Below are 20,338 nucleotides of genomic sequence, written 5' to 3' on the forward strand. Positions count from 1 at the left end.
CCGGCCTTGCCCCCTAGGAGGGTGACGTGAAGCGCAAGCTGATTGCGGCCATAGGCGTCGCGGCGATGGCCGCATCGGTTGCCGCGTGCGGTACCGGCGACGACGGCGGTTCCTCCAACGGCGGCGGGGGCGGTTCGGACGACGCCATCACCGTCTGGCTGATGACCGGTTCCGCCCCCGAAGCATGGCTCGACGAGCTGAACGCGGCGTTCGAGGAGGAGCACGGCGTCGAGGTCAACGTCGAGCTCCAGGAGTGGAACGGCATCCAGGAGCGGGTCACCACCGCCCTGTCGGAGGACGGCACCGTCGACGTGCTGGAGCTGGGCAACACCCAGACCCCCGCCTTCGCCGCCACCACCGGCCTCGCCGACCTCACCGACCTCAAGGGCGACCTGGGGTACGACGACTGGTTCCAGGGCCCGATCGCCACCGCCGAGCTCGACGGCCAGCTCTACGCCGCCCCGTGGTACACCGCCAACCGCGCGGTGATCTACGACAAGGACGTCTGGGAGGAGGCCGGTGCCGAGGTCCCCACCACGCGTGAGGAGTTCGTCGAGGCCCTCCAGCTCATCGAGGACAACACCGACGCCGAGCCCATCTACCTCCCGGGCCAGAGCTACTACGTGCTCGGCGGCTTCCTGTGGGACGAGGGCGGCGACTTCGCCCTGGAGGACGGCGACGGCTGGGTCGGCGGGCTGAACACCCCCGAGGGTGAGGCTGCCATGGCCTACTACCAGGAGCTGCAGTCCTTCTCCGACTCGCCCACCGACAACGACGAGGCCAGCCCGCAGCAGGCCACCGAGGTCATCCCGCAGAGCGAGATCGCCACCTGGATCGGCCTGCCCTGGGAGGCCGACGGTGCCATCGAGGCGCTGACCGAGGCCGGTCGTGACGCCAACCTGGGCTACTTCCCGATCCCCGGCAAGACCGCCGACGCGCCCGGCAGTGTCTTCCTGGGCGGCTCCAACCTGGCCGTCGCCGAGCGCGGCGGCAACAAGGACATGGGTGTGGAGTGGCTGAAGATGGCCACCTCCGCCGAGTGGATGACCAAGTTCGCCGAGGCCACCCCGATGCTTCCCAACCAGGAGGCCGCGCTGCCCGAGGCGGAGGAGGGCTCCTTCGTCGAGGTCATGGGCCAGGCCGCCGACCACGGCAACTTCCCCCCGCTGGTCACCGGCTGGGCGAACGTCGAGGTCCTGCCGAACCCGATCAAGGAAATGATGACGGCGGTCCTGAACGGTGAGGACCACGCCGACGCCGCGGAGACCGCGGACGCCGAGATCACCGACCGGATCAACCGCGACTGATCCGCTGCCGCCCCGCGGCGCCCCCGGTCGCAACCGGGGGCGCCGCGGCCCGGCTCCGTCCGCCGCCCTGTCGCCGCGGACGCCCCCGAGTTCCCGCCGCCGCCCGCCCCGCACGATCGGAAGATCGCAGCGGCCGCCGCGTTGCCGCAGGTGAAACCCGCATGTCGGTCCGATAACGGAACCCGCGGGCCGTCCGGGACTCCCTTGACACTCCAAGCAGAACTGCCCAGTCTTCCCCTTGAAGTGGTCTACACCACTTGGCACCGAGCAGGCTGCCCGCCACCCGCGGTGGACGGGTGGCCACCCTGGGAGGGTGACCGTGAAGCGCAAGCTGATGGCAGCCGCGGCCGTGGCGGCGATGACCGCCTCCGTCGCGGCCTGTGGCACCGGCGACGAGGGTTCCTCCGACACCCTCACCGTCTGGCTGATGACCGGCTCCGCGCCCGAGGCGTGGCTCGACGAGCTGAACGCGGCGTTCGAGGAGGAGCACGGCGTCGAGGTCAACGTCGAACTCCAGGAGTGGAACGGCATCCAGGAGCGGGTGACCACCGCCCTCTCCGAGGACGGCACGGTCGACGTGCTGGAGGTCGGCAACACCCAGACCCCCGCCTTCGCCGCCACCTCCGGCCTGGCCGACCTCACCGACCTCAAGGACGAGCTCGGGTACGACGCCTGGTACGAGAGCACGCTGGCCACCGCCGAGTTCGACGGTCAGCTCTACGCCGCCCCGTGGTACACCGCCAACCGCGCGGTGATCTACGACAAGGCGATGTGGGAGGAGGCCGGCGCCGAGGTCCCCACCACGCGTGAGGAATGGGTCGAGGCCCTCCAGCTCATCGAGGACAACACCGACTACGAACCCATCTACATGCCGGGGCAGAACTTCTACGTCTTCGCCGGCTTCGTCTGGGACGAGGGCGGCGACTTCGCCGTCGAGGACGGCGACGGCTGGGTCGGGGCGCTCGACACCCCCGAGGTCGAGGCCGCCATGGAGTTCTACGCCCAGCTCCAGGCGTTCTCCGACTCGCCCACCGACAACGACGAGGCCACCCCCCAGCAGGCCACCGAGGTCATCCCGCAGAGCGAGGTCGCCACCTGGATCGGACTGCCCTGGCAGGCCGAGGCAGCCCTCGACGCGCTGGCCGAGGAAGGCCGCGACGTCGACTACGGCTACTTCCCGATCCCCGGCAAGACCGCCGACACCCTCGGCAGCGTCTTCCTCGGCGGCTCCAACCTCGCCGTCGCCGAGCGCGCCGGCAACAAGGACATGGCCGTCGAGTGGCTGAAGACGGCCACCTCCGCCGAGTGGATGGCCAAGTTCGCCGAGGCCACCCCGATGCTCCCCAACCAGGAGGCCGCGCTCGGGGAGACCGAGGAGGGCTCCTTCCTGGAGGTCATGGGGGAGACCGCCGCGTACGGCGAGTTCTTCCCGCTGGCCCCGGGCTGGGCCAACGTCGAGGTCGTGCCCAACCCGATCAAGGAAATGATGACCGCCGTCCTCGACGGCGAGGCCCACGAGAGCGCCGCCGGCACCGCCGACGCCGAACTCACCGAACGCATCAACCGCGACTGACCGCCGGCGACGGGTCGGCCGCGCCGACCGACCCGTCGCCCGCCCGCCGCAAGGCGGCCGGACCCGTCGCGGCCCCGAGCCAGACATCCCGAGGAAGACGCCGATGAGCGCCAAGACACCGGACGTGGTGGCAGCACCTGACCGCCAACGGGAGCGGGGGCGGGCACTGACCCGGCTCCTGCCCTACCTTCTGATCGCGCCGGCGGTGATCGCGCTCGGCCTCGTCCTGGGCGGCACGCTCTTCCGCAACGTGCTGATCTCCCTCCAGGAGTTCGGCCGCCGCCAGCTGATCTCCCGCACCACCGAGTGGGCCGGCCTCGACAACTACGTCGAGGTGCTGACCAACGACCGCTTCTGGTCGACGCTGGTGCGGACCTTCGTCTTCATGGCCGCCAACGTCGTGCTGATCATGGTGATCGGCACCCTCTGCGGCCTGCTGCTGCTGCGGCTGGGCAAGCGGATGCGGCTGGTGCTGTCCATCTCGCTGGTGCTCGCCTGGGCCATGCCGATCATCCCGAGCACCACCGTCTTCCGGTGGATCTTCGACACGCAGTTCGGCCTGGTCAACTGGTTGATGCGCACCCTCGGCTTCTCCGGCTACGACCAGCACAACTGGTTCGACTCCGGGTTGTCCACGCTCACCATCGCCACGCTGCTGATCGTCTGGACCTCCGTCCCCTTCGTCGCCCTCAACCTCTACGCCGGACTCACCACGGTCAGCGGCGAGATCTACGAGGCGGCCCGCATGGACGGCGCCAGCGCCTGGCGCATCTTCTGGTCGATCGTGCTGCCGATCATGAAGCCGTTCTTCCTGATCACCACGTTCCTGGAGATCATCTGGGTCTTCAAGGCGTTCGCCCAGATCTACGCCCTCAACGGCGGCGGACCCAACCGCGCCTCGGAGACCCTGCCCGTCATGGCCTACGTCGCGGGCATGGGCCAACAGCAGTACGGCATCGCCGCGGCGATCTCGGTCGTGACGCTGCTGATCCTGGTCGTCGCGATGTCGTTCTATTTCCGCCTGATCCTCAAGCAGGAGAAGGAGCAGTCATGACCCCCGACAAGCTCACCGACCGGATCGGCGACGTCAACGTCGCGGGCCCCGGCGGCGCGCCCCCGGCCGGCGACCCCGTCCGCCAGACTGTCGCGGGCACCACCCGTTCCGGCCGGGGCGGCGGCGAGGCGGCAGCCGCCCGTGCGCTGCGGGCCAAGCGCTTCGGGCAGATCTGGCCGAACGTCGTGGCGCTCCTGCTCTCCGTCGTCTTCATCTTCCCCGTGTACTGGATGCTCGCCAGCTCCTTCAAGGAGCGCGGCGACATCCTCACCAAGGACCCGGTCTTCTTCTTCGTCCCCACCTTCGAGAACTACTCGCGGGCCATGGGCGTGGACCTGTTCTGGACCTACGTCGTCAACAGCCTCGTCGTCACCCTCGGCGCCGTCGCCCTCGCGCTGCTGGTGGCGCTCGCCGCCGGCTTCGCCATCGCCCGCATGCAGTTCCGCGGCCGCCGCGCCATGGTGCTGGTGGTGATGATGGCCCAGATGGCGCCGTGGGAGGTCCTCATCATCGTGATGTACCTCAACGCGCGCGACCTGGAGATGCTCAACAGCATCTTCACGCTGATGCTCATCTACTTCGTGATGGCGCTGCCGTTCACGATCTGGACGCTGCGCGGCTTCATCGCCGCGGTGCCGAAGGAGCTGGAGGAGGCGGCCATGATCGACGGCTGCACCCGCACCCAGGCGTTCTTCCGGGTGATCTTCCCGCTGCTCGCCCCCGGGCTGATGGCCACCTCGATCTTCGGCTTCATCATGGCCTGGAACGAGTTCGCGATGGTGCTCGTCCTCAACAAGTCCCCGGAGGCGTCCACCCTCCCGCTGTGGCTGGCGTCCTTCCAGACCCAGTTCGGCAACGACTGGGGGGCGACGATGGCGGCGTCCACGCTCGTCACGCTCCCCGTGCTCATCCTGTTCCTGATCCTCCAGCGACGGGTCACCGGCGGCATGTCCGCCGGTGCCGTGAAGGGTTGATGCCCGCATGACCGCCGCGAACCCCTCGGACAGCCTCTCCCGCGACGCGCTGACCGTCCTCCAGCCCGCCTTCGACGGCACCGACTCCGCGCCGGCCTGGCTGCTGCGGCTGCTGGAGAACGGCATGTCCGGCGTCGGCCTCTTCGGCCGCAACGTCGTCTCCGCCGAGCAGCTCACCCGCCTCAACGGGCAGCTGCTGGCAGCCAACCCGCACGCCCTGGTCGCCGTCGACGAGGAGGGCGGTGACGTCACCCGGCTGGAGGTCGCCGACGGCTCCTCCTTCCCCGGAGCCCACGCCCTCGGCGCCGCCGACGACCCCGACCTCACCCGGGCGGTCGCCGCCGAGATGGGCCGCCGGCTCGCCGCCTGCGGCGTCACCGTCAACTGGGCGCCCTCGGCCGACGTCAACAACAACCCGGACAACCCGGTCATCGGCACCCGCTCCTTCGGTGACGACCCCGACCTGGTCGCCCGCCACACCGTCGCCTTCGTCCAGGGGATGCAGGCCACCGGCGTCGCCGCCTGCGTCAAGCACTTCCCCGGGCACGGCGACACCGACGTCGACTCCCACCTCGCGCTGCCGCGCATCGGCGTCGACCTCGACACCCTCCAGCGCCGCGAACTGGTCCCGTTCCGCGCCGCGGTCGCCGCCGGCACCCGCTGCGTCATGAGCGCCCACCTGCTGCTGCCCGCGCTCGACCCCGACCTGCCGGGCACGCTCAGCCCCGCCGTCCTCCACGGCCTGCTGCGCGCCCCCGTCGCCGAGGGCGGCCTCGGCTTCGACGGCCTCATCTACACCGACGGCATGGAGATGGAGGCCGTCGCCGCCACCCACGGCATCGACGGCGGCAGCGTCATGGCCATCGCCGCGGGCGCCGACGCCATCTGCATCGGCGGCACCGCCTGGGACGAGGGCCAGGTCCTCGGCCTGCGCGACGCCCTCGTCCGCGCCGTCCGCGAGGGGCGCCTCAGCGAGGAGCGGCTGCACGAGGCCGCCGAACGCTGCCGCGAGCTGGGCCGCTGGACCGCCGCCGCCCGCGCCGCCGGCACCACGACGCCCGCCGTCGACGCCGAGGCGATCGGCCTCGACGCCGCCCGCCGCGCGCTGCGCGTCCACCCCGCCGGCGCCACCGCGCAGCTGCGGGGCGCGCCGCACGTCGCCTCGCTGGTCCCCGGCACCAACATCGCGGTCGGCGCCGAGACCCCCTGGGGGCTCGCCGCCGAACTGCGCGAGCGGGTGCCCGGCACCACCGAGAGCGTCCACCCGGCGCCGGAGGCCGACGCCGACCCGGCGGCGGTCGCCGCCGCCCACGTCCCCGCGATCCTCGACGCCGCCGGCGACCGGACCGTCGTCGCCGTCGTCCGCGGCGTCCACCGCTACCGCTGGATGAGCGACACCCTCGACGCGCTGGTCGCCGCCCGCCCGGACACCGTCGTCGTCGAGATGGGCGTGCCCTTCGCCCCGCCCACCGGTGCCCTGCACCTCACCACGCACGGCGCCGCACGGGTCTGCGGCCGCGCCGCCGCCGAGGTCATCGCCGGCAGCCCCGGCTGACGCCCGCCCGGTGGGCGCAAGCCCACCGGGCCGCGACCGGCCCCTCCCACCGCATCCCGCCGTCGCGCGTCACCGCCCGGCCGCCTCCCTGGAGCCCTCCCCATGACCCTGACACCCGGCACACCCGGCACACCTGGCACCCCCGGCGCGATCATGTCCGCCGAGATCGCCGAGCAGCCCGCCGCGCTGGAACGCCTCCTCACCCGGGGCGCGCCCGCCATCGCCGCCGTCGCCGCCGAGATCCGCGCCCGTCGGCCCCGCTTCGTGCTGCTCACCGCGCGCGGCACCTCCGACAACGCCGCGCTGTACGCCAAGTACCTGCTGGAGATCCGACTCGGGCTGCCCTGCGGTCTGACCTCCATGTCGACCACCACCGCCTACGGCGCCGAGCCGGACCTGACCGACGTGCTGGTGATCACCGTCAGCCAGTCCGGTGGCTCGCCCGACCTCGTCGCCTCCGCCCGCGCCGCCCGCGCCGCGGGCGCGGTGACGCTGGCCGTCACCAACAACGCGGAGTCGCCGCTCGCCGCGGCCTGCGAGTACCACATCGACATCCTCGCCGGCCCCGAGAAGGCGCTGCCGGCGACGAAGACCTACACCTCCTCGCTGCTGGCGCTTTACCTGTTCGTCGCCGCGCTCGGCGGTGAGGACGGCACCGAGGCAGCCGCCGGCCTGCCCGCGCTGGCCGACGAGGTGCTGGCGCGCCAGAACGAGGTGCGGGAGCTGGCCGGCCGCTACCGCTTCGCCGAGCGCATGGTGCTGACCAGCCGCGGCTACGGCTACCCCACCGCCAAGGAGGCGGCGCTGAAGCTGATGGAGACCAGCTACATCCCCGCCCTCTCCTACTCCGGCGCCGACCTGCTCCACGGCCCGCTGGCCATGGTGGACAACGTCTCCCCGGTCATCGCGATCGTGACCGACGGCAAGGGCGGAGCGGCGCTCCAGCCCGTGCTGGACCGGCTGCTCGACCGGGGGGCCGACCTCGTCGTCATCGGCCCCCGCCGGCAGGTCGACGCCGCCTCCGGCGGGTTCGTGCTGCCCGTCGACGGGCTGCCGGAGGAGCTCCAGCCGGTGCTGGAGATCCTGCCGCTGCAGCTGCTGGCCCACGAGGTCACCGTCGCCCGCGGCCAGGACCCCGACGCACCGCGCTCGCTGGCGAAGGTCACCGAGACCCACTGAGCGGACCACGGCCGGGCGTCCAGCGCCCGCCCGGCCGGGAACGCCGTTGTGTACGGAAGGCGAACGCGGCGGTGGCCCGACCGGGCCGCTCCCAGCCGGAGCGCGCCGCGGGTGTGGTGGCGCCCGCGCGGGCGCGACGGCAGGTGCGCACGCCGGGCGGAGTGGGCGGGGGAGGAGCGGCGCGGTGCGCGCAGCGCTCGTGAGGGGGACCGCACCCACGGGCCGCGGCGCCAGTCAGGGACCCTCGGCCCTGCCGGCACCGCAGCCCGGAGCGATCCGGCCCGGGCGCCGTCAGGGCAGAGAGCGCCGGGCCCGGTTCTGCCCACCTGTGCGGGGCGGGCAGAAGTTCGTGGCGGTACCCGCCATTGTGGACTGGACCACTGGGCCGTGTCCATGCTCCGAAGAAGTTCTCCGGTACGGGGGCGTCCCGGCGCCCCGCTGCCGTCGGTTCTCGACGGCGGCGCGCCCGCCACCGGGTCGCCTTTCGGCCACCGCCGGTAAGCTCGGCCCGTGCCCTCCATGAACGATCTCGTGCGCCAGCACACCACGCTCGACGAGAGCGACCTCGACTGGCTCCACCTGCTGGTGTCCGAGTGGCAGTTGCTGGCCGACCTCTCCTTCGCCGACCTCGTGCTCTGGCTGCCGACCGACGACGGGACGCGCTACGTCTCCGTCGCCCAGATGCGCCCCAACACCGGCCCCACGTCGTACCAGAACGACATGGTCGGCCACCTGGTGCCCCGGGGACGCCGCCCGCTGCTGGACTCCGCCATCGACGAGGGCCGCATCGTGCGCGAGGGCGACCCCGAGTGGCGGGAGGAGGTCCCGGTCCGGGTGGAGGCGATCCCCGTGCGGCGTGAGACCCGTGTCCTCGGCGTCATCGCCCGCAACACCAACCTGTTGACCGTCCGCACGCCGAGCCGGCTGGAGCTGACGTACCTGCAGAGCGCCTCGGACCTCGCCCAGATGATCGCGGCGGGCAGCTTCCCGTTCCCGGGGCAGCAGGTGGGGATGGACCGCGCCCCGCGGGTCGGCGACGGCTTCCTCCGGCTGGACGCGGAGGGGACGGTCCAGTACGCCAGCCCCAACGCGCTCTCCGCCTACCACCGGCTCGGCCTGGCCGTGGACCTGGTGGGGCTGCCGCTGGGGCCGACCACGGCCCAACTCGCCCCGACGAGGGGTCCGGTGGACGAGTCGCTGGTGAAGCTGGCCAGCGGCTACGCGCCCCGTGAGACGGAGATCGACGGCGGCGACTGCGTCATCCAGCTCCGCGCCATCCCGCTCAAGCCCAAGGGCGAGCGCATCGGTTCACTGATCCTGCTCCGGGACGTGACGGAACTCCGCCGCCGCGAGCGGGAGCTGATCACCAAGGACGCCACCATCCGGGAGATCCACCACCGGGTGAAGAACAACCTGCAGACCGTCGCCGCGCTGCTCCGACTGCAGGCACGGCGCATCGCCCCGACCGCGGAGGGCGGGGCGCGCGAGGCGCTGGAGGAGGCGGTCCGCCGGGTCGGCTCCATCGCGATCGTCCACGAGACGCTCTCCCAGAACCTCGACGAGCGCGTCGAGTTCGACGAGATCACCGACCGGGTGTTCGGCATGATGGCCGAGCTCTCCTCCGGCCGGGTGGCGATCCGGCGCACCGGCCGCTTCGGCATCCTCGACGCGGAGACGGCGACACCGCTGTCGATGGTGCTGACGGAGGTGCTCCAGAACGCCCTGGAGCACGCCTACGGACCGGGGGACACCGGCACGGTGGAGGTCGCGGCCTCCCGCACCGAGCCGGACCGGGTGCGCGGCGCCGGGCGGCTGCTGGTCACCGTCGAGGACGACGGCCGGGGCCTGCCCGAGGGGTTCGACCTCGCGGGGACCTCCAGCCTGGGCCTGCAGATCGTGCGCACCCTGGTCGAGGGGGAGTTGGGCGGCCGCTTCGACATGCTGCCGGCGCCCTCCGGCGGGACGCGGGCCGTCTTCGACCTGCCGCTCGACGCCGCCAAGCGCTGACCGCCCCGGCCGGGCACCGCTCGGGCGGTGGCGCGGTGCGGTGTTCGGCCGTGAATTCACCGATCGGCCGTTCTTCGGAACAGTGTCCAGGGCGTCGCAATGTGTCGCACCCGTACGCATGTCTGTTTCGGATAAAGCACCACGCACCGCGATTACGCGCTGACCGGAGTTCGTATACCGCTCGACAATCCGACCGTTCGGACGGGCGCGGTAATACACGCGGGAGCGGGGGCGTGCGCTCTCCTCGGCGCAGCTGACCGGAACGGGTGACGCCGCGTCAACTCGATGTGACGCCAGGGCCCGACGCCCCGGTTCGAGCCCGGGGCCGGACGCCGGGGCGGCCCCGGGGGCCTGCCGCCCGCCGCCCGCCTGCGGGGGTGAGGTCGCCCCATGGGAACGCCGAAGCCCCGGACCGCAGGGCGTGCGGTCCGGGGCCGGTGGCGTGACGCGGGTCCCGGTGGTGGCCGGTGACCGTCGTCCAGTCTTGGGTGATACGTACAGCGCGGACGCTGCGTGCTGCGGCTCGGGGCAGCGGGGGCGTTCGGCCGGGGCCGACAGCGTCAGGCGTTGGCCTTGCGGGCACGGTTGCGGGCGGCGCGGCGCTTCATCGCACGGCGCTCGTCCTCGCTCAGCCCGCCCCAGACGCCGGAGTCCTGGCCGGACTCAAGCGCCCACTGAAGGCACTGCTCCATGACGGGGCACCGCCGGCAGACAGCCTTGGCTTCCTCGATCTGCAGCAGCGCAGGACCGGTGTTGCCGATGGGGAAGAAGAGCTCGGGGTCTTCCTCGCGGCAAACGGCGTTGTGACGCCAGTCCATGTCTGCTCCATCTCCTGCGGGTTGCAGTAACGTTGCTTGTGAATGTGAACGCTTTCACGAATCCCCTCGGAGGGCAAGAAGATCTGGAAGATCAGTCTCCGGGAGGGTTCGTGTCGTTCCCCACACTCGGGCGGGGAATCAGGGCGAATCGGTCTGACATGAGGCCGGTGTGTCGGCTGTCGCGATCGCCATGTAGAGGTTCGCAAACCTCGACGGTTGATACAACCCCTTCCGGAAAGTTTTTTTTGAATCCTTGGTGTCGGTTAGCTCACAGCCCTACTTCTCCTGGGTGGGGACTGGCCTAAACGTTCGACTGAAAGGATTTTCCGGGGATCGACTCACACAATCACACGCAGTGCATGGGGTACGCCTGTGAAGTCCACGCTGGTTCGCAGTCCGAGGTGGTCACCGTCCAGCTGAAACGGCAATGGCACCTGCGAATGCAAGGTGAACTCGCTGACGTCGTGGAGCGAGGCCACGTGCTTGCCGTGCGGGCCCCGCTCCGGGGTGGAGCGCAGCAGCTGGGTGCCGTAACGGGTGACGGCGGCGGAGGACAGCTTGGAGAGCGCCAGCACGTCGAGCGCGGTGTCGAAGGAGGTGCCGGGCACCGCGTACACCGGCTTGTTGCCCAGGTAGGTCCAGGGAGCGGTGTTGCAGACTATCGACACCACCAACTCCTCGATCGGCGCCCGGTCGGGCCGGGAGAGGGTGATGGTGCCGCGCGAGCGGCGGGGGTCGTGCACGAAGTGGCTGAGCACCTGCCGCATGTAGAGCGCGTGCGTGGACCGCTTGCCGCGCTCGCGCTCCCGCTCCACCCGGCCGATGACCCCCGCGTCGAAGCCGAGTCCGGCGCAGAACGTGAACCACCGCCCCGGGACCTCCGCGTCCGCGCTGCCCGGCGTGCCCGCCGCGTGGCCGAGGCCGATCGTCCGCTCGCTGCCGGACTCCAGTGCCGACAGCAGCGCCCCGGTCGCCTCCACGGCGTCGTTGGGGAGACCCAGCGCCCGCGCGAAGACATTGGTCGAACCACCGGGGACCACCGCCAGCCGGGGCAGCGACCCGACGTCCGGGCCGTGGGAGAGCAGGCCGTTGACGACCTCGTTCACGGTGCCGTCGCCGCCCAGCGCGATGACCAGCTCGGCCGAGCCCTCCTCCACCGCCCGCCGTGCCAGCATCCGGGCGTGGCCGCGGTGCTCGGTGGCGGCGACCTCCAACTTCAGGTCGTTGGCGAGCGCGTGGCCGATGACGTCGAGGGTCCGCGCGCTGGTGGTGGTGGCTGCCGGGTTGACCACGAGGAGTGCGCGCATGGGGTGCAGCGTACCCACCGGCGGGACCCGGCGGGCCGGACGGGGCCGCACGGCCGCGGGGGCCGCTACCCTGGCCGGGTGAGCGAGAAGCCGACCCCCGCAGCCCGGAACGCCGGCCCCGGCGACGGCCCCGGGCCGACCGCCGACGCCGACCCCGGGGCGAGGGCGGTGCCGCCTGCCCCCGGCGAGCGGCCGACCCGGATCACCGTGGCCGCAGCCCTCAGCGGCCTCCAGGGCGCGGCCATCGCCGTCTGGGGCGCGACGATGCTGCTCCTCACCTTCACCGGCGACCCGGACGGTCTGGTGCAGGCGCTCACGGGCGCCGTCACCGTCCTGGCCCTCGCGGTGCTGCCGCTCGCCGCCGGCCACGGCCTGTGGCGGTTGCGCCGCTGGAGCCGCGGCCCCGCCGTGCTGACGCAGATGCTGGCGCTGCCGGCGGCCTGGTACATGGTGCAGACCGGTGGCGGCTGGCTGGTCGCCGCGGTGCCGCTCGCGGTGACCGCGGCCGTGATCCTCGGCTGCCTGATGTCGCCCGCGGCGGCGGAGGCGCTCGGCGTGACACCGCCCGGCACGGCGGCGGCCGGGGAGCCCGGTGGCGCCGCCGACCGCGCCGACCGCGACTGAGCACCGCGGGCGGGGACGGCCCGCAACGAGACGGACGCCGTCGGGACCGAAGGGTCCCGACGGCGTCCGTCGTGCGCGGCGCGGTCGCCCGCGGCGCTCTCACTCCTCCACGAGCAGGCGCTCCCGCAGCTGTGCCAGGGTGCGTGCCAGCAGCCGGGAGACGTGCATCTGGGAGATGCCCACCTCCTGGGCGATCTGCGACTGCGTCATGTTGCCGAAGAACCGCAGCAGCAGGATCTTCTTCTCGCGCGGCGGCAGCTCCTCCAGCAGTGGTTTCAGCGACTCGCGGTACTCCACACCCTCCAGGGCGTCGTCCTCCGCCCCGAGGGTGTCCGCGACCGCCGGCGACTCGTCGTCGGTGTCGGGGACGTCGAGCGAGAGGGTCGAGTAGGCGTTGGCCGACTCCAGCCCCTCCAGCACGTCCTCCTCGGAGATGGCCAGCCGCTGCGCGAGTTCGTGCACCGTGGGCGCGCGCCCGTGCTGCTGCGAGAGCTCCGCGGTGGCCGTGGACAGCGACAGCCGCAGCTCCTGGAGCCGCCGCGGCACGCGCACCGCCCAGCCCTTGTCGCGGAAGTGGCGCTTGATCTCGCCGACCACCGTGGGGGTCGCGTAGGTGGAGAACTCCACCCCGCGCTCGGGGTCGAAGCGGTCCACCGACTTGATGAGCCCGATGGTGGCGACCTGGGTCAGGTCGTCCAGCGGCTCGCCGCGGTTGCGGAACCGCCGGGCCAGGTGCTCGACCAGCGGCAGGTGCATCCGCACCAGGCTGTTGCGCAGCTCGGCGTAGTCGGCGCCGTCCGGCGGCAGCTTGCGCAGCTCGACGAAGAGGTCCCGCGCGGCACCCCGGTCCGCCGGCCCGGGGACGGCGCGGCGCAGCGGCGCCTGCTCCGGCAGGGCGGCGGTCGTGGCGACCGCGTGCTCGGCCCCGCTCTCCTGCGGCAGGGCCGCGGGTTCTGCGTTGGTCACTTCGACCCCCTCGTCCGGTGACGCTCCGGAAGTTCCGGTCACGGCGCTCCGGGCGCCGCGCCGCGCTTCTTGTGCAGACTGATGCTCACGGTTCGGTCGTCGGCGACGGAGGACTCCACCTCGCCCGCCAGCGCCGTCAGGACCGTCCACGCGAAGGTGTCGCGCTCGGGGGCGTTGCCCTCCGTGGTCGGCGCGGAGACGGTGACCCGCAGCGAGTCGCCGACGAGGGTGAAGACGCACGCCAGGGTCGACCCGGGGGCCGCCTGCTGGAGCAGGATGGCGCAGGCCTCGTCGACCGCGATGCGCAGGTCCTCGATCTCGTCGAGGGTGAAGTCCAGGCGTGCGGCGAGGCCGGCCGTGGCCGTGCGCAGCACCGACAGATACGCCCCGGCCGCGGGCAGCCGGACTTCGACGAAGTCCTGCGCTCCGGGCTCACCTGGAATCTCGGACACCCTCACCTCCATGGGTGGCTCACACACGAGCGGTGCGGGCGTCCTGGGTTGACGCCCGTCGTTGCGCCGGGCCCCGCACGGGGCGGGTCCGGCGGCGACCGCGCCGCCACCGGGCGGCGCGCTCGCGCTATCACAGATGGTAGTCCATGGAGTGCGGGCGACCGCCGGGAGCCGATGATCAAATACCACTGGCGGGCGTGGAGTTGTCCAGGTCAGGCGCGCGCGGGTCCTCGGGCCGCCCCGTCACCACCGCTGCCAGTACCGTGCCGGGGGCGACGGAGCCCCGGCGGGTCAGCTCCGCCAGGGCGTACAGCAGCTTCGCGACGTAGCAGTGCTCGACCGGGACACCGTGCCGGTCGGCGAAGTCGGCCGCGAACGCCAGCAGCGCGGGCGGGGTCCGCCCGTACCCGCCGTGCTCGAACCCGGTCGCCAGCTCCCAGCGCCCGCGCGGCCCGCCGAAGGCCGCCTCCTGGAACCGTCGCACCGCGTCGCCGAGTGTGGGGTCCCGCACCACCGGCACTCCCAGAACCCGCTGGTCGGGGGCGAGCCCCGCGGCGACTCCGGCCAGCGTCCCCGCCGTGCCGCAGGGCAGCGCCACCACGTCGGGGCGGGGGTGCGCGGCGGCGAGCTCCCGGCCGAGTTCCGCGCAGCTGCTGACGGCGAGCGGGTCGCTGCCGCCCTCGGGCACCAGCCGTGCGGGGCCGAAACGCTCCCGCACGGCGCGGGCGAAGGCGGCGTCGTGGCGGGTGCGGTACTCGGCGCGGGAGACGAAGTGCAGCCGCATCCCGTCCGCGGCGCAGCGTGCCAGGGACGGGTTGAGCGGCCGCCCGGCCAGTTCGTCGCCCCGCACGATGCCGACGGTGCGCAGCCCGAGTGGCCGGCCTGCCGCGGCGAGCGCCCGCAGGTGGTTGGAGTAGGCGCCGCCCACCGTCACCACCGTCCCGGTGCCCTCGACGAGCGCCGCGCGCAGGTGCGGGGTCAGCTTGCGCCACTTGTTGCCGATGACCCGGGGGTGGACCAGGTCGTCCCGCTTGAGGAGCAGCCGGACGCCGCGGGCGGTGAACCGCTCGTCGTCGATCTCCTGCAGCGGGGAGGGCAGCCGCGCGGGGCCGAGCGCGGCGAGGGGGTCGGAGCCTTCCGGCGGGTTGGTCACCCGCTCATTGTGCGGGCCGGGCGCCGCGCCGGTGTCAGAGGGAGAAGCCGTCCAGCCAGGAGCCGCCGCCCCCGCCTCCGCCACCCTGGGGGAGCTGTGTTCCGCCCCCGCCTCCGCTGCCCTGGGGGAGCTGCGGCTCGCCGCCGCCACCGTCCCGGGGCCCGCCGCCCTGGGACGCCCCGCCGGGCCCGGCGGCGGTGGTGAGGTGGCCGGCCGCGTCCACCGTGGTGCTCGCCCTGCTCGGGCGGCGGTTCCCGTCGGCCGCGGCCGTCCCGCCGGTGCCGCCGTCGGCGCGCGCCGCGCGCCGTCCGGGGAGCAGGCGCAGCAGCACCGCGAGGAAGAGGCGCAGCCGGCCGCGCGGGCGGTGTTCCCCGGGGGTCGCCGCGCCGGTCTGCTCGTCCCGGTCCGCGGCGCGTCGTTCTGCCATGGCGTCCGTCTCCTCGTCGGCGGCGGTGGTGCGGTCACCAGGGTCGCCGCTCCCGGGCCGGCGAGCCCCGGCACGGGCCGGTTTGTTGCGCTGCTGTTGCCCGTGGGGGACGAACGGAGGACGGTACCGCCGGTCCGGTGTCGGTCCGATAACGAGAACCGAAGCCCAGCGCACACCCGTTGACGCCCAGATAGGTCTAGGCCAAGCTCGGGCTCTGGTCTACACCACTAGCGGGCCCGGAGCGGTCCCGGCTCCCGCGTGCCCGGACCGCCGCGTCGACGACTCACCGACGGCCCGGGCGGTGGCGCGGCGGCACCTTGTCGAGGAGGACGAATGAATCGCAAGCTCATGGCGGCCATCGGCGCTGTGACCCTGCTGGGCGTCACGGCGTGCGGGTCCGACAGCGGCGGCGGCGGGAGCGCCGTGGCCGCGGAGGACCGGGACGAGACCCTCACCGTCTGGCTGATGGGCGAGGCCGACTCCACCTGGCCCGAACTGGTCACCGAGGTCAACGACAAGTTCGCCGAGACCTACCCCGGCGTCACCGTCAACGTCCAGTACCAGCAGTGGGGCGACAAGACCACCAAGCTCGACGCGGCCCTGGGCGGCAGTGAGTTCCCCGACGTCGTGGAGCTCGGCAACACCGAGACCATGACCTACATCCTCAACGGCGTCCTCGCCGAGATCGACCCCGAGCAGTACGACAACTCCGACACCTGGATCGGCGGGCTGGTCGACACCTGCTCGTTCGAGGGCGCCATGTACTGCGTCCCCTACTACGCCGGCTCCCGGGTCGCCGTGTACAACGCCGACATGTTCGAGGCGGCCACCGGTTCCGCGGAGTTCCCGCAGACCGAGGACGAGCTGCTGGAGGCGATGACCGCGCTGGACGAGGAGTTCGGCGAGGGCCAGGCCTACTCCCCGATGTACCTCGCCGGGCGCAACTGGCACGCGGCGATGTCCTACGTGGTCGGCTACGGCGGCCAGATCGCCGAGTTCGACGAGGACTCCGGCGAGTGGAGCGGCACCCTCTCCACCCCGGAGGCGCAGGCCGGCATCCAGCACTACATCGACCTGGTCAAGGAGTGGAACCGCGGCGACCAGACCAAGGACGAGGAGGACCACGCCCTCGCCATGGCCCAGGAGCGGGCGGCCCTCATCTACGGCAACGGCTGGGAGGCCGGCGTCGTCGTGCACGGCGCCGAGGGCAACCCCGAGCTGGAGGGCACCATCCAGGTCGCGGGGATGCCCGGTCCGAACGGCGAGCCGCTGCCGTCCTTCATCGGCGGTTCCGACCTCGCCATCGTCGAGAAGTCCGACGTCCAGGATCTGGCCGCCGAGTGGATCGCGATGTTCACCTCGGAGGAGTCCATGGAGGTGCTGGTCGGCAAGGACACGCTGCCGAACAACACCAAGCAGCTGGAGCCGCTGAAGGAGAACCCGACCACCGCGCCGATGGCCAACGCCGTCCCCGACGCCTGGTTCACCCCGATCGCCCCGGGCTGGTCCGCGGTCGAGCAGCAGAGCGTGCTGCCGAACATGCTGCTGGAGGTGTTGCGCGGCACCCCCGTCGAGGAGGCCACCGCCACCGCCGACGCCGCGATCGACGACCTGATCAACAACGAGGCCTGACCGGCGCCTTCGCCCCTCGCCACCGTCCGTCGGCGGTACCGCGGCCGCCCTGCGCCCGCCGCGGTCCGCCGGCGGGCGCAGGGCGACCGGACCCTACGGACGACACGAAGGACCCGCCCCAGATGAGCGTCCCCACCCTCGACCGGCCGCCCGCCGCGGGCGGCGAACCCCAGGTGCCCGACGGCCCCGACGGCCCCGCCGGACCCGCCGCCCCGGCGGCCGGAACGCCGGGCCAGGACCGCGGCCACCGCGGCGGCATGCTGCCCTACCTCCTGGTGCTGCCCGGCCTGCTGGCCATCGCCGCCGTCTACTTCTACCCGCTCTACCGCACCCTGGTGATGTCCTTCCAGGACTACCGCCGGCGCCACCTGTGGACCGGGGACACCCCGGACTGGGTCGGGTTCGAGCAGTTCACCAACGTGCTCACCGACGCCCACTTCTGGGCGGTGGCCGCCCGCACGGTGGTCTTCATGGTCGTGTGCGTGACGCTGACCGTCGGCGGCGGGCTGCTCATCGCGCTGATGATGCAGCGGATGTCGCTGGTGGTCCGGCTCATGGTCACCGCCGCCCTGGTGACGGCGTGGGCCATGCCGATCGTCGTGGCCACCTCGATCTTCCGGTGGCTGACCGACTCCGAGTACGGCATCGTCAACATCCTGCTGAGCAAGCTCCCCGGCGTCGACTTCCGCGGCCACAACTGGTTCATGGAGACCTGGCAGGGCTTCGCCGTGGTGGCTGCCGTCGTCGTCTGGGGCGCGATCCCCTTCGTCGCCGTCACGCTCTACGCGGCGCTCACCCAGGTGCCGAAGGAACTGGAGGAGGCGGCCCGCCTGGACGGGGCCGGGAGCCGGCAGGTCTTCCGGCACGTCGTCTTCCCCGTCATCAAGCCGGTGTTCACCCTGGTGACCACCCTCTCGGTGATCTGGGACTTCAACGTCTTCCTGCAGATCTTCCTGATGCGCGGCAACAACGTGGAGCCGCAGTACGAACTGCTCGGCATCTACTCCTACAACCTCGCCTTCCAGAGCCAGTCCTTCAGCCAGGGCACCGCCGTGGCGCTGATCACCGTGCTGCTGCTCGCGGGCGTCGCCGTCTACTACCTGCGCCAGATGATGAAACGAGGCGAGGTCGAATGAGCACCCCGGCCACCACCCTCCGCCGCCTGACCGGCGGCTCCACGCCCGCCACCACGCCGGACGGCGCCCAGGACCTGCGGCCGGACCGGAAGAAGCCGACCCGCTGGTTCAACCTCGGCGGCCTGCTGGTCTTCGTGGTGATGGCGTTCCCGGTCTACTGGATGCTGGTCAGCGCCTTCCGGCCCGGCCGGGAGATCCGGTCCTACGACCAGACGCTGTGGCCCTCCTCGTTCACGCTGGAGGGGTTCCAGTCGGCGATCAACAGCAACTTCTTCTGGACCTCGGTCCGGACCAGCCTGATCGTCACCACTGTCACGGTGGTCGCGGCGATGCTGCTGGCGCTGCTGACCGCCTTCGCCATCGGCCGGTTCCGGTTCTACGGCCGCAAGCCGCTGCTGATCGTGCTGGTGCTCGTCCAGCTGCTGCCGCCGCTGGCCATGCTGATCCCGCTCTACCTCCAGCTCAACCGGATGGGCGGCCTCAACCAGTACTGGGCGCTGATCGTCGTCTACACCGTCTCGGCGCTGCCGTTCGCGGTCTGGATGCTGCGCGGGTTCATCATCAACATCCCCAGGGAACTGGAGGAGTCGGCGATGGTGGACGGCTGCACCCGCATGGGCGCGTTCTGGCGCGTCGTCTTCCCGCTGATCGGCCCCGGGATCGCCGCCACCTCGGTGTTCTCGCTGGTCAACACCTGGAACGAGTACCTGCTGGCGTACGTGGTGATGCAGGACAACGAGCGATGGACGCTGCCGGTCTGGCTGATGAGCATGACCACCCAGCGCGGCACCAACTTCGGCTCCCTGATGGCGGCCTCGGTGCTCATCGCCCTGCCGGTGGTGATCTTCTTCATGATCGTCCAGCGGAAGATGGCCTCCGGCCTCACCTCGGGCGCCGTCAAGGGCTGACCCGCCGCGGCCCGGACCGCAGAGCCCCACCGACGGGCCCACCGCCGCACGGCGGTGGGCCCGTCGGTCCGCCCGCGGCGCAGCCGGCCGCCGCGCCGCGGTCAGCTCCAGCCGCGCGCCGTCACCCCGGGACGCCCGCTCAGCACCGCCTCCAGCAGCCGGTCGGCGGAGAACACCACGTCCGAGGGCAGCTCGCCGGTGGGCACCCACCGCGCCTCCGCGTGCTTGGCCGGCTCCCGGTTGACCAGTTCCCCGGACCAGCGTTCGGTCACGAACACCACCGTCAGGAAGCCGCCCGGGGCCTCCGCCCCTCGCGCCCCGTGCACCACGTGCCCCAACCGCAGGTCGGCGGGGTCGACGACCAGCCCCGTCTCCTCGTGCAGTTCCCGGACCGCCGCGTCCGGCACCGCCTCGCCGGGGTCGCACTTGCCGACCGGCACGTCCCACAGCCCCCGCCCGAACTTCGCGTTCGGGCCGCGGCGCAGCATCACCACCCGGTCCGCGGCCGTGTCGTGGACGACGACCGCCGCGGCCAGCAGCGTCATCGACCCCGCCGCCACCGCGGGCGCGGGAACGGCCGGGGCGGGGAGACCGCCACCGCGGCGCAGCAGAGCGAACCGGGCGCCCTCCGGGTCCCGCAGCTCCGCCCGATCGCCGTCGGCCGCCGCGTCGCCGGTGGCACCCAGGTGCCGGGCTCGGGCGGCGGTGGCGGGGACGTCGTCCACCGTGAACTCCGGGACCACCGCGCCGTCGCCGGAGGGACGGGCGGACGGGGTGCCCGCCGCCGGTCGCAGGAGCAGGGCCGGCAGCGGGGCCGGCGGGGCGAGGGCGACACCGCCGCCGGCCGCGGGCACCGGCTCGCCGCCCAGCAGCGCGGCCCAGAACCGGGCGACGCGGGCCGGGTCGGCGCAGGCGATCGAGAGGCGGGCGGCGGGCTCGACGGGCAGCGGGGTCGCGGGCGGGACGGTGGCGGTGGGGCCGGCGGGCAGCGGGGTGCTCATGGCCGGGACCCTAAACGGTCGGTCCGGCGTGCCGCGACACCGTTTCGCGCCCGCGACCGGCGTGCGGGACGCCGCGCGGGCGGCACGGGCCGCGCCGGTGCCGCCCTCCGTCGGCGCCGACCGCGTCAGCGTCGGCGGGGCGGCGTCGACAGGGTGAGCGTCGCCGTGCCCACCGCCACCGCGAGCAGCGCCCCGGTGAGCAGCGCCCGCCCGGTGCTGCCGCCGTCGGAGAGCGCGACGAGGAACGCGGCGCCCGCCCCCGCGC

The 20,338-nt window shown here is 72.8% G+C and carries 18 protein-coding genes and 1 pseudogene; 11 read left to right on the forward strand and 8 right to left on the reverse strand.

The genetic code is table 11. The features are described 5' to 3' along the window. Positions 1-26 precede the first annotated feature (26 nt). From HCN56_RS06225 to HCN56_RS06255, 7 genes are all read left to right on the forward strand, one after another. Positions 27-1,307 carry an extracellular solute-binding protein gene (locus HCN56_RS06225; RefSeq protein WP_167968471.1) on the forward strand — a complete coding sequence of 427 codons (1,281 nt, stop codon included), beginning with the start codon at positions 27-29 and terminating at the stop codon, positions 1,305-1,307. 313 nt (positions 1,308-1,620) lie between these two features. Further along, positions 1,621-2,880 carry an extracellular solute-binding protein gene (locus HCN56_RS06230; RefSeq protein WP_312871076.1) on the forward strand — a complete coding sequence of 420 codons (1,260 nt, stop codon included), beginning with the start codon at positions 1,621-1,623 and terminating at the stop codon, positions 2,878-2,880. 103 nt (positions 2,881-2,983) lie between these two features. After that, entirely contained in the window at positions 2,984-3,934 is a 951-nt protein-coding gene (locus HCN56_RS06235; RefSeq protein ID WP_167968472.1) for a carbohydrate ABC transporter permease, read from the forward strand. 146 nt (positions 3,935-4,080) lie between these two features. Further along, positions 4,081-4,908, forward strand: coding sequence for a carbohydrate ABC transporter permease (locus HCN56_RS06240; protein ID WP_167968486.1), 828 nt, complete (start codon positions 4,081-4,083; stop codon positions 4,906-4,908). 7 nt (positions 4,909-4,915) lie between these two features. Then, a complete protein-coding gene (locus HCN56_RS06245; protein WP_167968473.1) occupies positions 4,916-6,463 on the forward strand; it encodes a glycoside hydrolase family 3 protein in 1,548 nt (515 codons plus the stop codon). 102 nt (positions 6,464-6,565) lie between these two features. Continuing rightward, positions 6,566-7,642, forward strand: coding sequence for an SIS domain-containing protein (locus HCN56_RS06250; protein ID WP_167968474.1), 1,077 nt, complete (start codon positions 6,566-6,568; stop codon positions 7,640-7,642). 510 nt (positions 7,643-8,152) lie between these two features. Continuing rightward, a complete protein-coding gene (locus HCN56_RS06255) occupies positions 8,153-9,649 on the forward strand; it encodes a histidine kinase N-terminal domain-containing protein (RefSeq protein ID WP_312871077.1) in 1,497 nt (498 codons plus the stop codon). A gap of 560 nt (positions 9,650-10,209) precedes the next feature. Here HCN56_RS06255 and HCN56_RS06260 read toward each other — a convergent pair. Beyond that, positions 10,210-10,467 (reverse strand): WhiB family transcriptional regulator, encoded by a 258-nt coding sequence (locus HCN56_RS06260; protein ID WP_103503164.1) that lies wholly within the window; start codon positions 10,465-10,467, stop codon positions 10,210-10,212. Positions 10,468-10,805: 338 nt separating this feature from the next. Further along, complete coding sequence (locus HCN56_RS06265) at positions 10,806-11,774, reverse strand: diacylglycerol/lipid kinase family protein (protein WP_167968475.1); 969 nt, start codon at positions 11,772-11,774, stop codon at positions 10,806-10,808. Positions 11,775-11,852: 78 nt separating this feature from the next. On the opposite strand from HCN56_RS06265, the gene HCN56_RS06270 reads away from it, so the two are divergent. Beyond that, positions 11,853-12,398: a hypothetical protein gene (locus HCN56_RS06270; RefSeq protein ID WP_209312418.1), complete on the forward strand. Its 546-nt coding sequence runs from the start codon at positions 11,853-11,855 to the stop codon at positions 12,396-12,398. 99 nt (positions 12,399-12,497) lie between these two features. Here HCN56_RS06270 and HCN56_RS06275 read toward each other — a convergent pair whose 3' ends face one another. The 4 genes from HCN56_RS06275 to HCN56_RS06290 form a co-directional block, all read right to left on the reverse strand. Beyond that, positions 12,498-13,514, reverse strand: a complete 1,017-nt coding sequence (locus HCN56_RS06275; RefSeq protein WP_312871078.1) for an RNA polymerase sigma factor SigF — start codon at positions 13,512-13,514, stop codon at positions 12,498-12,500. Further along, positions 13,403-13,816: an ATP-binding protein gene (locus tag HCN56_RS06280; RefSeq protein ID WP_167933243.1), complete on the reverse strand. Its 414-nt coding sequence runs from the start codon at positions 13,814-13,816 to the stop codon at positions 13,403-13,405. The genes HCN56_RS06275 and HCN56_RS06280 overlap by 112 nt, the downstream gene beginning before the upstream one ends. Before the next feature lie 178 nt (positions 13,817-13,994). Further along, positions 13,995-14,969, reverse strand: coding sequence for a 1-aminocyclopropane-1-carboxylate deaminase/D-cysteine desulfhydrase (locus HCN56_RS06285; RefSeq protein ID WP_167968477.1), 975 nt, complete (start codon positions 14,967-14,969; stop codon positions 13,995-13,997). Between the two features lie 34 nt (positions 14,970-15,003). Further along, positions 15,004-15,396 (reverse strand): hypothetical protein, encoded by a 393-nt coding sequence (locus HCN56_RS06290; RefSeq protein WP_167968478.1) that lies wholly within the window; start codon positions 15,394-15,396, stop codon positions 15,004-15,006. 333 nt (positions 15,397-15,729) lie between these two features. Here HCN56_RS06290 and HCN56_RS06295 point away from each other — a divergent pair, with 333 nt between their 5' ends. The 3 genes from HCN56_RS06295 (at position 15,730) to HCN56_RS06305 (ending at position 19,072) form a co-directional block, all read left to right on the forward strand. Further along, positions 15,730-17,028, forward strand: coding sequence for an extracellular solute-binding protein (locus HCN56_RS06295; protein WP_167968479.1), 1,299 nt, complete (start codon positions 15,730-15,732; stop codon positions 17,026-17,028). A 122-nt stretch (positions 17,029-17,150) separates the two neighbouring features. After that, positions 17,151-18,164 (forward strand): carbohydrate ABC transporter permease, encoded by a 1,014-nt coding sequence (locus tag HCN56_RS06300; protein ID WP_167968480.1) that lies wholly within the window; start codon positions 17,151-17,153, stop codon positions 18,162-18,164. Continuing rightward, positions 18,161-19,072, forward strand: a complete 912-nt coding sequence (locus tag HCN56_RS06305; protein ID WP_167968481.1) for a carbohydrate ABC transporter permease — start codon at positions 18,161-18,163, stop codon at positions 19,070-19,072. Before HCN56_RS06300 ends, HCN56_RS06305 begins: the two co-directional genes overlap by 4 nt. A 101-nt stretch (positions 19,073-19,173) precedes the next feature. Here the strand turns inward: HCN56_RS06305 and HCN56_RS26230 are convergent, their stop codons facing one another. Together HCN56_RS26230 and HCN56_RS26235 are read right to left on the reverse strand one after the other, a co-directional pair. Further along, on the reverse strand, positions 19,174-19,617 hold the full coding sequence (locus HCN56_RS26230) for an NUDIX domain-containing protein (protein ID WP_245246068.1): 444 nt from the start codon (positions 19,615-19,617) through the stop codon (positions 19,174-19,176). Between the two features lie 75 nt (positions 19,618-19,692). Then, positions 19,693-20,073: pseudogene (locus tag HCN56_RS26235) on the reverse strand (VOC family protein); the annotation flags it as partial. Between the last annotated feature and the right edge of the window lie 265 nt (positions 20,074-20,338).

Source organism: Streptomyces lonarensis (assembly GCF_012033735.1).
Lineage (GTDB): Bacteria > Actinomycetota > Actinomycetes > Streptomycetales > Streptomycetaceae > Streptomyces > Streptomyces lonarensis.